Source organism: Streptomyces axinellae, from assembly GCF_039532135.1.
Taxonomy (GTDB): Bacteria; Actinomycetota; Actinomycetes; order Streptomycetales; family Streptomycetaceae; genus Streptomyces; species Streptomyces axinellae.
On sequence record NZ_BAAARJ010000003.1, the window covers coordinates 188,398 to 200,359 of the forward strand.

The 11,962-nt window shown below is 71.1% G+C and carries 12 protein-coding genes; 3 read left to right on the plus strand and 9 right to left on the minus strand.

The window, feature by feature from the left end; genetic code table 11:
• Positions 1 to 222: 222 nt before the first annotated feature.
• From ABD339_RS05380 to hisD, 9 genes are all read right to left on the minus strand, one after another.
• The gene (locus tag ABD339_RS05380; RefSeq protein WP_344562687.1) at positions 223 to 1,560 is read right to left on the minus strand and encodes a hypothetical protein; all 1,338 of its coding nucleotides are present in this window, start codon (positions 1,558 to 1,560) and stop codon (positions 223 to 225) included.
• 843 nt (positions 1,561 to 2,403) lie between these two features.
• On the minus strand, positions 2,404 to 3,162 hold the full coding sequence (gene hisF, locus ABD339_RS05385; RefSeq protein ID WP_344562689.1) for an imidazole glycerol phosphate synthase subunit HisF: 759 nt from the start codon (positions 3,160 to 3,162) through the stop codon (positions 2,404 to 2,406).
• Entirely contained in the window at positions 3,159 to 3,599 is a 441-nt protein-coding gene (locus tag ABD339_RS05390; protein ID WP_344562691.1) for a Rid family hydrolase, read from the minus strand. The genes hisF and ABD339_RS05390 overlap by 4 nt, the downstream gene beginning before the upstream one ends.
• Positions 3,599 to 4,345: a bifunctional 1-(5-phosphoribosyl)-5-((5-phosphoribosylamino)methylideneamino)imidazole-4-carboxamide isomerase/phosphoribosylanthranilate isomerase PriA gene (priA, locus tag ABD339_RS05395; protein WP_425575889.1), complete on the minus strand. Its 747-nt coding sequence runs from the start codon at positions 4,343 to 4,345 to the stop codon at positions 3,599 to 3,601. Before priA ends, ABD339_RS05390 begins: the two co-directional genes overlap by 1 nt.
• 85 nt (positions 4,346 to 4,430) lie before the next feature.
• Positions 4,431 to 5,078 (minus strand): imidazole glycerol phosphate synthase subunit HisH, encoded by a 648-nt coding sequence (hisH, locus tag ABD339_RS05400; protein ID WP_344562696.1) that lies wholly within the window; start codon positions 5,076 to 5,078, stop codon positions 4,431 to 4,433.
• The gene (locus ABD339_RS05405; protein WP_344562698.1) at positions 5,075 to 5,239 is read right to left on the minus strand and encodes a hypothetical protein; all 165 of its coding nucleotides are present in this window, start codon (positions 5,237 to 5,239) and stop codon (positions 5,075 to 5,077) included. The genes hisH and ABD339_RS05405 overlap by 4 nt, the downstream gene beginning before the upstream one ends.
• A complete protein-coding gene (gene hisB, locus ABD339_RS05410) occupies positions 5,236 to 5,826 on the minus strand; it encodes an imidazoleglycerol-phosphate dehydratase HisB (protein WP_344562700.1) in 591 nt (196 codons plus the stop codon). The genes ABD339_RS05405 and hisB overlap by 4 nt, the downstream gene beginning before the upstream one ends.
• Positions 5,826 to 7,016, minus strand: a complete 1,191-nt coding sequence (locus ABD339_RS05415) for a histidinol-phosphate transaminase (RefSeq protein WP_344562702.1) — start codon at positions 7,014 to 7,016, stop codon at positions 5,826 to 5,828. Before ABD339_RS05415 ends, hisB begins: the two co-directional genes overlap by 1 nt.
• The gene (gene hisD, locus ABD339_RS05420; RefSeq protein WP_425575890.1) at positions 7,013 to 8,386 is read right to left on the minus strand and encodes a histidinol dehydrogenase; all 1,374 of its coding nucleotides are present in this window, start codon (positions 8,384 to 8,386) and stop codon (positions 7,013 to 7,015) included. Before hisD ends, ABD339_RS05415 begins: the two co-directional genes overlap by 4 nt.
• Before the next feature lie 178 nt (positions 8,387 to 8,564).
• Between hisD and ABD339_RS05425 the strand changes: the two genes are divergently transcribed.
• From ABD339_RS05425 to ybaK, 3 genes are all read left to right on the plus strand, one after another.
• Positions 8,565 to 10,274 carry an oxidoreductase gene (locus tag ABD339_RS05425; protein WP_344562704.1) on the plus strand — a complete coding sequence of 570 codons (1,710 nt, stop codon included), beginning with the start codon at positions 8,565 to 8,567 and terminating at the stop codon, positions 10,272 to 10,274.
• A 49-nt stretch (positions 10,275 to 10,323) separates the two neighbouring features.
• Positions 10,324 to 11,130 (plus strand): LON peptidase substrate-binding domain-containing protein, encoded by an 807-nt coding sequence (locus ABD339_RS05430; protein ID WP_344562706.1) that lies wholly within the window; start codon positions 10,324 to 10,326, stop codon positions 11,128 to 11,130.
• 148 nt (positions 11,131 to 11,278) lie between these two features.
• On the plus strand, positions 11,279 to 11,779 hold the full coding sequence (gene ybaK, locus ABD339_RS05435) for a Cys-tRNA(Pro) deacylase (RefSeq protein WP_344563075.1): 501 nt from the start codon (positions 11,279 to 11,281) through the stop codon (positions 11,777 to 11,779).
• Positions 11,780 to 11,962 lie beyond the last annotated feature (183 nt).

Below are 11,962 nucleotides of genomic sequence, written 5' to 3' on the forward strand. Positions count from 1 at the left end.
GTCGGCCGAGGGCAGGCGTCGGAGTGGATCAGACAGTGAGCGTCGTCGCGGACTGCGATCGGGAACCAACCAAGCCCGAATACAGGACTGTTGCACGGGAGTTCAATGCGCCCTGGTGCCAGCCTCGACACAAGTAGTATTACTACCTCTGATCATGGTGACAAGGTCTTGCGTGTAGCGACGCGGAATGTTATTGGAGCTCAGACTCGAGCGGGTCCCCCGTTACGCTCTCCGCGTGCGAACAGCCTTTACCGGCACCGGCGTTGAGGCCGGGCGGGTGCTGGGCCGAGAGGGGATACCACTACGCTCCCCCTGCGCCGAATCCGGCTGCATGCGGGCGGGGGCGGACGCCGCGTACTGCCGGGGTGCCGCGATGGCGACCGCGCCGGATACCGCCGATACGGCCGGATCGAAGACCTCCGGCGCCATCGGTACGGAAGTCCCCGCCGCCGGGACCGGCACCGCCGCAACCGGCCCGGAGACCACTGTCCCCGGACGGGATACCGCTGACTTCTCCGGACGAGGCACCAACGGCTTCTCCGCCCGGGAAACCATCGGGGCGGCCGGAGTGAACGCCTCCGCCGCCACAGGCACGGGAGTCTCCGCCCCCGGCGCGGGCACCGCCGCCACCGACACGGACACCTGCGAGTTCTTCGGGCGGGAAGCCGTCGGAACCGCCGAATGGAGCGCTTCCGCGACCGGGTTGGCAGGGAGTCGGAGGCTCACCTCAGGCGCGGGGCCGACCGTGGAGTCGCCGCCGGGTACGGGAGCCGGCTCGCTGCCGGACTGTTTCGGAGCCGCTTCGGCCGAGGATGTCTCCGCCCACCTTTTTTTGACCGCGTATGCGAGCCGCCCGGTCTCCGCGAACGCCACGAACCCTGCCCCGACAGATTCGACCGTGTCGGACTTCCGCACAGCCCCCAGAGCCCACGCACTGGTACCGAATCCGTGCGGGATCATTCCTTTGTCCTGCCTGGCGTCCCAGAAGTGCCCCACTGTTTCGCTCGCGAAGGCCATCATGCGAACCGGTGGGCTTCCCGTGTACTCCGAGATCGAGAATGCGGTCCTGTTGGCCACGTCGACCAATTTCCTGGACCAGTTCTTGTCGCCCCGGTAGTACTGCACCCCTGCGGAAACGAGATTCACCGCAGCACAAAGAGCCGGACCTGCTGCTTTCGCGTACGGGTTGCGGGCGGCTATCCCGGCTGTCCATATAGCGGCACCAGTCGCATCGACCAGGTTTATTACGCCTGCGACGCGATCCTTGGGCCAGACCTCCGCCGACTTCTCCCCGCAGAGGACAGAGAGAGCGCCGATGCCGACTGCCTTGAGATCGTCGTTTCTCACCCCGAAGCCAGCGGACAACCACCCCATGGTGTTCATCAGGGTGATTTTCTTGGCCACATCCCAGTAGAAGTTCTTTTGCGAGTTCGCATCGGGCTGTGCCTCGTCACCGGATATGAGCTCCGGAGGCCCACCCTCCTCCATGCGCCTCAATTCGACATCTGTGTCGCCTCTGACGTGAGAGTGTTCTTGCGGTCGGTCAACCGAGTCAGGCATGTGAGCGCCTTCCGTTCAGGCCTGGAAATCTGGAAGTTGCACTGTCCGCGCTGCACATGGTGCGCGCCCAAAGGTTTTTCCGTGCGGATCAAGTCAGCGTGATACGCGAATGCCGCCGGAAGAGCTTCAATGCGCTGTCATATGGGCCCGTGCCGTAATGACTGGTGACCAGTGATCCGTTTCCAGCCGACGTAGCCGGCACTGAGTCTCACCCGAGGAAAAGGCATCCGGTGCTGGACTTGCCGCAACCCGCTCACCGCTCAGGAGCCGCGAAGCCTTCATCACACCCCTCCATCCCCGACCTTGCCGACGCGATTCGTCATCTCGCGTCCAAGACGGAAGGAAGCCGACAGGAGATCACCCATCACCCCATACCGGAGTGACCAAACCAAGAGTTCAACCACTACCCCATCCCTGTCAACCATCCGGTTTCCTGAAAGTTCCGGGAGGCGCGAGCGGAACGGTTGTGGGAACGGGTCGGGCCTCCGCCGGAAAGGGCGGAATGCGGGCGCCGGCGTTTCATTCCGCTCTTCCCGCGCCGCGAGCGGAGGTGCGCGAGGAGCGTGCGCGGGGTGCGGGCGGCCCTTCGAGCGGGCCGCGGGCAGTCCTCCGTACGGACCGGGATTCCGCAGGTCGTCCGGCCCGCGATCGGGCTCGGAAGAGTCCGGGCCGACCGGCACCGGCCCGTTCCCGCAAGACCGCGGGCACGCGCGCCGCACGGGCCCGACAGCGGTCAACAGACGGCCAGGAGTCGGTGAAGAAACGGTCAGGAGACCGGGCTCGACGACAACGAGAAATGCCGGGCCCGGCACGGCCAGGGCCCGGCATTCCGTCGGTCGGGTATCAGCGCACCGCGCATCCCGCGTCGCGAAGCGTTTCCTTCACCTCGCCGATGCGCAGGTCGCCGAAGTGGAAGACGGAGGCGGCGAGTACGGCGTCGGCGCCCGCGTCGATGGCGGGCGGGAAGTGGTCGAGCTTGCCCGCGCCGCCCGAGGCGATCACGGGGACGGAGACGTGTCCGCGCACTGCGGTGATCATCTCCGTGTCGTAGCCGTCCTTGGTGCCGTCCGCGTCCATGGAGTTGAGCAGAATCTCCCCGGCCCCCAACTCGGCCGCGCGGTGCGCCCATTCGACCGCGTCGAGGCCGGTACCGCGCCGTCCGCCGTGCGTGGTGACCTCGAAGCCACCGCCCTCGCCCGTGCGCCGCGCGTCCACGGACAGGACCAGCACCTGGCTGCCGAACCGTTCGGCGATCTCCCGGATCAGCTCGGGCCTGGCGATGGCGGCCGTGTTGACCCCCACCTTGTCGGCGCCCGCGCGCAGCAGCTTGTCCACGTCGTCGGCGGTGCGCACGCCGCCGCCGACCGTGAGGGGGATGAAGACCTGTTCGGCGGTGCGGCGCACCACGTCGTAGGTGGTCTCGCGGTCGCCGGAGGAGGCGGTGATGTCGAGGAAGGTCAGCTCATCGGCGCCCTCCGCGTCGTACACCTTCGCCATCTCCACCGGATCCCCGGCGTCGCGCAGGTTCTGGAAGTTGACGCCCTTGACGACCCGGCCGCCGTCCACGTCCAGGCAGGGAATGACTCGGACCGCCAGGGTCATGCGGTATCCGCTCCTTCGGGGGCCGCTGGGGCTTCGGGAGCCTCGGGGGCCCGGTACGCCTCGACCTCGACCTCCACGACCAGGCTGGGGTCGATGAAGCCGGAAACGATGATCATGGACGCGGCCGGGCGGACCGCGTCGAAGAGTTCCTTGTGGGCGCGGCCGACCTCCTCCACGTCCCGCGCGTGGGTGACGTACATCCGCGTACGCACCACGCTGTCCGCGCCGAGCCCGAGCCCCTTCAGCGCCTCCAGGGCCACCCCGAAGGCATTGATCGCCTGCTCGTAGGGGCCGCCCTCGGTGATGATCCCGTCCACCACGGAAGTGCAGCCCGCCACCAGCACCAGGCCGTTGGGCAGTTCCACCGCGCGGGAGTACCCGTAGGTCTCCTCCCACGGCACATCGGACGCAACCCGGTGTATACCGGTACCGGCCATCAGCCCACCGCCTCCAACGCCTCTTCCAAGGTGAACGCCTTGGCGTAGAGGGCCTTGCCGACGATGGCGCCCTCGACGCCCTCCGGTACCAGGGTGGCGATCGCCCGCAGATCGTCAAGGGAGGAGACGCCGCCGCTGGCCACCACAGGCCGGTCGGTGGCCGCGCACACGTTGCGCAGCAGCTCCAGGTTGGGGCCCTGGAGAGTGCCGTCCTTGGCGATGTCGGTGACGACGTAGCGGGCGCAGCCCTCCTCGTCGAGCCGGGCCAGGGTCTCGTACAGGTCGCCGCCGTCCCGCGTCCAGCCGCGTCCGCGCAGCGTGGTGCCGCGTACGTCCAGGCCGACGGCGATCTTGTCGCCGTGCTCGGCGATGATCTTCGCGACCCACTCGGGGGTCTCCAGCGCGGCGGTGCCCAGGTTGACCCGGGTGCAGCCGGTGGCGAGCGCGGCGGCCAGCGAGGCATCGTCGCGGATGCCGCCGGACAGTTCGACCTTCAGGTCCATGGCGTCGGCGACCTCGGCGATGCGCCGCCGGTTGTCGCCGGTACCGAACGCGGCGTCCAGGTCCACCAGATGCAGCCACTCGGCGCCCGCACGCTGCCAGGCCAGCGCGGCCTCCATCGGGTCACCGTAGGAGGTCTCGGAGCCGGACTCGCCGTGCACGAGGCGTACGGCCTGGCCGTCGCGCACATCGACGGCGGGGAGCAGTTCGAGCTTGGTGTCGGCGGCGTCGCTCACAGCACTCACAGCATCCTTTCGTTCGCTTCTCCGCCCGCGCGGCAGCGCACCGGCTTCGTTGTCAACTGCGGCCCGGCAGCCGCACATGCGTCGCTCACAGCGTTCCGATCCAGTTGGAGAGGAGTTGCGCTCCGGCGTCGCCGGACTTCTCGGGGTGGAACTGGGTGGCCCACAGCGGGCCGTTCTCCACTGCGGCGACGAACGGCTGCCCGTGCGTCGTCCAGCTCACGGTGGGCGCCCGCATCGCGGAGTTGCCCGTCTCCAGCTCCCAGTCGTGTACGGCGTAGGAGTGCACGAAGTAGTAGCGCTCGTCGGCGGGCAGACCCGCGAAGAGCCGCGAGCCGTCGGGAGACTGGACGGTGTTCCAGCCCATGTGCGGGACGACCTCCGCCTTGAGGGGGCCCACCGTGCCGGGCCACTCGTCCAGGCCCTCGGCCTCGTCACCGTGTTCGATGCCGCGCGAGAACAGGATCTGCATCCCGACGCAGATCCCCAGCACGGGGCGCCCGCCCGCCAGCCGGCGGCCGATCACCCAGTCACCGCGCGCGGCGCGCAGTCCCTCGATACAGGCCGCGAACGCGCCGACGCCGGGCACCAGCAGCCCGTCGGCGGCCATCGCCTTGTCGTAGTCGCGGGTGATCTCGACCTGGGCGCCCGCGCGTTCGAGCGCACGCTCGGCGGAGCGGACGTTTCCGAAGCCGTAGTCGAAGACGACGACGCTCTTGCCCGTCCCGGCGCTCATGACCACCACTCCAGCCGCAGGATCCCGGCCAGCAGCGCCAGCACCGAGCCGAAGCCGAGCAGCACGATCACCCCGGTGGGCAGCTTCTGCTTCCAGAAGGAGACGGCGCCGCCGGCCAGAAAAAGCCCGACGAATATGAGGATCGCCGACAGGCCGGTCATAGGGCGCCCTTCGTGGACGGGATTCCCGTCTGCCTCGGGTCGATCTCACTCGCGTAGCGCAGCGCCCGGGCCAGGGCCTTGAACTGGCACTCGACCACGTGGTGCGCGTTGCGCCCGTAGGGCACGTGGACGTGCAGCGCCACCTGGGCCTGCGCGACGAAGGACTCCAGGATGTGCCGGGTCATCGTCGTGTCGTAGGCGCCGATCATCGGCGCCAGCCCCTCGGGCTCGGTGTGCACCAGGTACGGGCGGCCCGACAGATCGACGGTGACCTGGGCCAGTGACTCATCCAGCGGCACCGAGGCGTTGGCGAACCGTACGATGCCGCGCTTGTCGCCGAGCGCCTGCTTGAAGGCGGCGCCCAGCGCCAGCGAGGTGTCCTCGATGGTGTGGTGGCTGTCGATGTGCAGATCGCCCTCGGTCTTGACCGTGAGGTCGAACAGGCCGTGGCGGCCGAGCTGGTCGAGCATGTGGTCGTAGAAGCCCACTCCGGTCGATACATCGACCTGGCCGGTGCCGTCGAGATCGATCTCGACGACCACCGAGGTCTCCTTCGTGGTCCGCTCCACGCGGCCCTTGCGGGTCATCAGTCGCTCTTCTCCTTCAGCTCCTTCGTCACGGCTCGCACCGCGCCGAGGAAGGCGTCGTTCTCCTCCGGCGTCCCCGCCGACACCCGCAGCCAGCCGGGCACTCCGTTGTCCCGGACAAGGACACCGTGCGCCAGCAGCGCCTCCCACACCGCGTGGGAGCCGGCCGCGTCGCCGAAGTGGCCGAACTGGACGAAGTTCGCGTCCGACTCGGTGACCCGGCAGCCGAGGGACCGCAGCTCGCTCACCAGTCTGTCGCGCTCGGTCTTGAGCTGCTCGACATAGCCGAGCAGGGTGTCGGTGTGCTCCAGCGCGGCCAGCGCCGTGGCCTGGGTGACGGCCGAGAGGTGGTAGGGCAGCCGTACGAGCTGCACGGCGTCCACCACGGCGGGCGCGGCGGCCAGATAGCCCAGCCGCAGCCCCGCGGCGCCGAACGCCTTGGACATGGTGCGCGAGAGCACCAGCGCGGGCCGCCCCTCGATGAGCGGCAGCAGCGAGGGGCGGTGCGAGAACTCGCCGTACGCCTCATCGACGACCACCAGCGCGCCGTGCTCGTCCGGGCCCGAGCGGGCCGCCTGCGCCGCCTCGTACAGCGCCAGCACGGTCTCTTCCGAAACGGCGGTGCCCGTGGGGTTGTTGGGCGAGCAGATGAACACCACCTCGGGGCGGTGCTCGGCGATGGCGGCGCGGGCCGCCTCGACATCGATGGTGAAGTCCTCGTTGCGCGGCCCGGAGATCCAGCCGGTGCCGGTGCCGCGCGCCAGCAGGGCGTGCATCGAGTACGAGGGGTCGAAGCCCAGCGCCGTGCGGCCTGGACCGCCGAACGCCTGGAGGAGCTGCTGGAGCACCTCGTTGGACCCGTTGGCCGCCCACACCTGCTCGCGGCCGACGCGGTGCCCGGCCGTGTCCGAGAGGTAGTGCGCGAGCCGGGTGCGCAGCTCGACCGCGTCCCGGTCCGGGTAGCGGTTGAGCCCGCGCGCGGCCTCGGCCACCCGCTCCGCGATACGCGCGACGAGCGCGTCGGGCAGCGGGTAGGGGTTCTCGTTCGTGTTCAGCCGTACGGGCACGTCCAACTGGGGCGCGCCGTACGGGGACTTGCCGCGCAGTTCGTCGCGGAGGGGCAGCTCGTCCAGGCCGACGACGGCACCCGCGCTGGTGCCGGGGGTGCTGGTAGTGCTGGTGGTACTCACGAGCCTTCCGGGACCTTCCAGTCGAACCTCGCGCGCAGTGCGTCGCCGTGCGCGGGCAGGTCCTCCGCGTCGGCGAGGGCCACCACGTGGTGGGTGACGTCGGCCAGCGCTTCCTTCGAGTAGTCCACGACGTGGATACCGCGCAGGAAGGACTGCACCGACAGCCCCGAGGAGTGGCAGGCGCAGCCGCCGGTGGGCAGCACGTGGTTGGAGCCGGCCGCGTAGTCGCCCAGCGAGACCGGCGAGTAGGGGCCGACGAAGACGGCGCCCGCGTTGCGCACCCGGGCCGCCCAGGCGGCGGCGTCCGCGGTCTGGATCTCCAGGTGCTCGGCGGCGTACGCGTTGACGACGGCGAGGCCGTGGTCGAGGGAGTCGACCAGCACGATGCCGGACTGCCGGCCGCCCAGCGCCTCGGCGACGCGCTCGCTGTGCTTGGTGGCGGGCGCCTGCGTCTTCAGCTCGGCCTCGACCGCCTCGGCCAGCGCCTCGGAGGGCGTGACGAGGACGGCGGCGGCCACCACGTCGTGCTCGGCCTGGCTGATCAGGTCGGCGGCCACGTGAGCCGGGTCGGCGGTGTCGTCGGCGAGGACGGCGATCTCGGTCGGGCCCGCCTCCGAGTCGATGCCGATGACGCCCTTGAGGAGGCGCTTGGCGGCGGCGACGTAGATGTTGCCCGGCCCCGTGACCAGCTGGACGGGGGCGCACTCCTCGGTGCCGTACGCGAACATCGCCACGGCCTGGGCGCCGCCCGCCGCGTAGACCTCATCGACGCCCAGCAGGGCGCAGGCGGCGAGGATCGTGGGGTGCGGGAGGTTGCCGAAGTCGGCCTGCGGCGGGGAGGTGACCGCCAGGCCCTCGACACCGGCCTCCTGCGCGGGCACCACGTTCATCACCACGGAGGACGGGTAGACGGCCCGGCCGCCCGGTACGTAGAGGCCGACCCGCTCGACGGGCACCCAGCGCTCGGTGACCGTACCGCCGGGGACGACCCGCACGGTCGAGTCGGTGCGCCGCTGGTCGCGGTGGACGAGGCGGGCCCGGCGGATGGACTCCTCCAGCGCCGCGCGTACGGCGGGGTCCAGCTCCTCCAGCGCCCTGCTCAGCGCCTCGGCGGGCACCCGCAGGCGCTCCTGCCGTACGCCGTCGAACTTCTCCGTGGCCTCGATCACGGCGGCTGTGCCACGATGCCGTACGTCCTCGCACAGGGGCCGCACCTTCTCCAGGGCGGCCTCGACGTCCAGCTCGGCACGGGGCAGCAGGTCGCGGTCGATCCCGGCCGCCGTCGGCAGAGATGCCGGGCCGGAAGGGGAGGGGTGTCCGTCCGGCCGGGGGCCGGCGGAGGGACCACGCAGATCGATTCGGGAGATCACACACCCAAGTCTCTCAGACCTGCCCGGCGCACCGGCGCCCGTATCAGGGGCTGATACGGGTCACACCAGACGATCGTCGCCTCGCGCGTTCATCCGGTCACGGAGCGGGAATGGGAAGCGGTACGACCATCACGTTCGAACATGTCCGGCACATCCATGGCGCCGAGGGGGAGGAAGCGTGAGCGAGCCGGGGGACACTGGCGAACCGCCTTCGGGCTTGCGTCTGACCACCGCCGAGTGGGGCCTGTGGCAGGCGTTCCGCAACGGCAGCGAACACGATCTGCGCAGCCGGGAGCCCGAGCTGGACGACCCGAACGGCGACCACGTGTGGGGCCCCGAGCGCTCCGTACGTGCCCGGATCATCGCGCTCCTGCTGCTGCACGGCCCGCCCCCGCTACTGGGCCGCGTCGCCTCGCTGCACCTGACCGGCGCCTACGTCACCGGCTGCCTCGACCTGTCCGGCGGCGCGGTCGAGCCCTACTTCGAGCTGCGCCAGTGCCGCTTCGAGCAGGAGGTGCGGATACCGGAGGCGCGGGTGAACACCGCGCGCTTCGTCGACTGCTACCTGCCCCGGCTGGAGGCCGCGCGGCTGACCACCGAGGGCGACCTTCACCTCCCCCGGTGCAGCCTGCCCGAGGGCATCAAGCTGACGGACGCCACGATCGGCACGGACCTGCTGCTCAACGAGGCGACGGTCGGCAGCGGGCGCCGCCACAGCGCCATCGCCGCGGACGGGATCACCGTCTCCCAGGAGCTCCAGGCCAGCTTGCTGGTCACCGACGGCCAGGTGAGCCTGCGCGGCGCGACGATCGGCAGTTCGCTGCACATGTTCGGCACGGTGCTGCGCAACCCCCGGGGCCGCTACGCGCTGTACGCGCCGCAGATGACCGTCGAGCAGGTCGCCAGCTTCGCCGACGCCGGGCGCGGCAGCGCCCCCCAGATCTACGGCACCACCCCGCCCGCCGGCACCCGCTACGACTTCGGCACCACCGCCGGGGCCCGCGCCGGCGCGGGCCCCGGCGGTGGTGCCCGAGGCCACGCCCCCTCCCCCGGTCTCCGGCCGGGCGGGGCCGCCAGAACGGGGTGGTACCCCCACCGCACCAAGCACTTCGAGTGCACGGGCGGGATGGTGCTGGACGACGGCCGGTTCGGCTCCTCGCTGGTGATCGAGAACGCCCGGCTGGACATGCAGCGCGACCAGGAGCTGTCGCTGCGCCGTATCACCACCCCGGAGCTGTCCTTCACACCGCAGCTGCCCGAGCGCGGCCTGGTGGTGCTCTCGGGCGCCTCCGTGGAGAAGCTGATGGACCGCGCTTCGAGCTGGCCGCGCGACCACCGGCTGTGGATGGCGGGCTTCACCTACCAGCACGCCATCCCCAAGGAGGGCCACTTCAACGTCCGCGAGCGCCTCCAGTGGGTCACGGCGGCGACGGCGGAGTACGCACCCGAGCCGTACGAGCAGCTCTCGGCGATGTACCGCAACAGCGGCGACGACACCAACGCGCGCCTCGTCCTGCTGGCCAAGCAGCGCCGCCGCCGCGAGACGCTGCCGCTGCCCGGCAAGCTGTGGGGCGTCATCCAGGACTGGACGGTCGCCTACGGCTACCGCCCCGGGCAGGCCGCGCTGTGGATGGCCGTGCTGTGGCTGACCGGCTCGCTGCTGTTCGACACCCACCGGCCGCCCGCGCTCAAGGGCGACGAGGCCCCGCAGTGGAACGCGGCGCTGTACGCGCTGGACCTGCTGCTGCCCGTCATCTCCTTCGGCCAGGACACCTCGTGGAATCCGGTGGGGGCCTACCAGTGGGTCGCGGCCATCATGATCCTGCTCGGCTGGGTCCTCGCCACCACCGTCGCCGCGGGCGCCACCCGGCTGTTGCGGCGCCAGTAAGGCGCACCGGGCCGCACGGTGGCGCCCGGAGGCTTTAGGCTTACCGGTTGTGACGACCGCGCTTCCACTCTTCCCGCTCAACTCGGTGCTGTTCCCTGGCCTGGTGCTGCCGCTGAACATCTTCGAGGCGCGCTACCGCGCGCTCATGCGTGACCTGCTGGAACTGCCCGAGGACGCGCCCCGCCGCTTCGGCGTCGTGGCCATCCGCGACGGCCGCGAGGTGGCACCCACCGCCACCGGCATGCCGGATACGGCACCGGCACCGGGCGGCGATCCCACCGCCGGATTCGGGCCCGACCCGATCAAGTCGTTCTACACGGTGGGCTGCGTTGCCGACGCCTCCACCATCCGCGAGCGCACCGGCACCCCCGAGGCCGCCGACGAGCCGCCGGAGGGCACGGCGAGCGCCGACGCCCGTACGAGGACCAGCGGCTACGAGGTGCTGGCCACCGGCACCACCCGCTTCCGGCTGCTGTCGGTGGACGCCTCGGGGCCGTATCTGACCGGCGAGATCGAGGAGTTGCCCGAAGAGGAGGGCGACGGCGCCGGAGCGCTGGCCTCCGGGGTACTGCGGGCCTTCCGCGCCTACCAGAAGCGGCTGGCGGGCGCCCGTGAGCGGACCCTCGCCGCGGGCCAGGAGCAGGACCTGCCCGACGATCCGTCCGTGGTCTCCTACCTGGTGGCGGCGGCAACCGTGCTGGACACCCCCGCCAAGCAGCGGCTCCTCCAGGCGCCGGACACGGCCACGCGGCTGGCGGACGAACTGAAGGTGCTGCGGCGCGAGACCTCCGTCATCGGCAAGCTCCCCTCGCTCCCGGCCGCGGACCTGACCCGCAAGCCCACCAGCCCCAACTGAGGCGCCGGGGCCCTGGACACTGGGGTCCCAGGGCGCCGGAGCCCTGGGGCGTACGGACAGCGGGGCGCTGAGACAGCGGGGCGACGGCAGGGGCGTTGAGACAGCGGGGCGCTGCGGGTCCCGGCGGAAGAAGGCGGTGCAGGGGACGTTGGCGAAGAAGAGCAAGCAGAAGACCGGCTCGGCGACCCCCGCGATCGTCGCCGCGCGCGAGGCCGGCGTGGAGTACACCACGCGCGCCTACGAGCACGATCCGGCCGCGCCCTCCTACGGGCTGGAGGCCGCCGAGGCCCTCGGGCTGGCACCCGAACAGGTCTTCAAGACCCTCGTCGCCGAGGTGGACGGCGCCCTGACCGTGGCCGTCGTGCCGGTCTCGGCCTCCCTCGACCTGAAGGCGCTGGCCTCCGCCGTCGGCGGCAAGCGCGCCACGATGGCCGACCCGGCGGCGGCCGAGCGCACCACGGGCTATGTGCGCGGCGGCATCTCCCCGCTGGGCCAGCGCAAGAAGCTCCCCACGGTGCTGGACGCCTCGGCGCGGGAGCACCCGACGGTCTGCGTCTCGGCCGGCCGCCGCGGCCTGGAGATCGAGCTGGCTCCGGGCGACCTGGCGGCCCTCACCGACGCCACCGTGGCCCCCGTCGCGCGCGGTTAGCGGGGCGACCAGCGGGCGGCGGGCCCGGTAGGCCGCCCGGTGCGGCGGGGCTTCCCGGCTTCGCCGTACGGCGCTATGACTGGCCCATGTCGAAGCGCACCCGCAAGCGGAAGTGGCGCGTCAAGAAGCGACGCGCCAACCACGGAAGACGACCCGCCTGACCCGGCCCGGACAAGGGCCCGT

What these genes read in the sequence shown, in the direction of transcription:
- ABD339_RS05390 (WP_344562691.1), bottom strand. Translation starts at nt 3,599, where the DNA reads ATGGCCGGTACCGGTATACACCGGGTTGCGTCCGATGTGCCGTGGGAG.
- ABD339_RS05380 (WP_344562687.1), bottom strand. Translation starts at nt 1,560, where the DNA reads ATGCCTGACTCGGTTGACCGACCGCAAGAACACTCTCACGTCAGAGGC.
- hisB (WP_344562700.1), bottom strand. Translation starts at nt 5,826, where the DNA reads ATGACCCGCAAGGGCCGCGTGGAGCGGACCACGAAGGAGACCTCGGTG.
- hisF (WP_344562689.1), bottom strand. Translation starts at nt 3,162, where the DNA reads ATGACCCTGGCGGTCCGAGTCATTCCCTGCCTGGACGTGGACGGCGGC.
- ABD339_RS05405 (WP_344562698.1), bottom strand. Translation starts at nt 5,239, where the DNA reads ATGACCGGCCTGTCGGCGATCCTCATATTCGTCGGGCTTTTTCTGGCC.
- hisH (WP_344562696.1), bottom strand. Translation starts at nt 5,078, where the DNA reads ATGAGCGCCGGGACGGGCAAGAGCGTCGTCGTCTTCGACTACGGCTTC.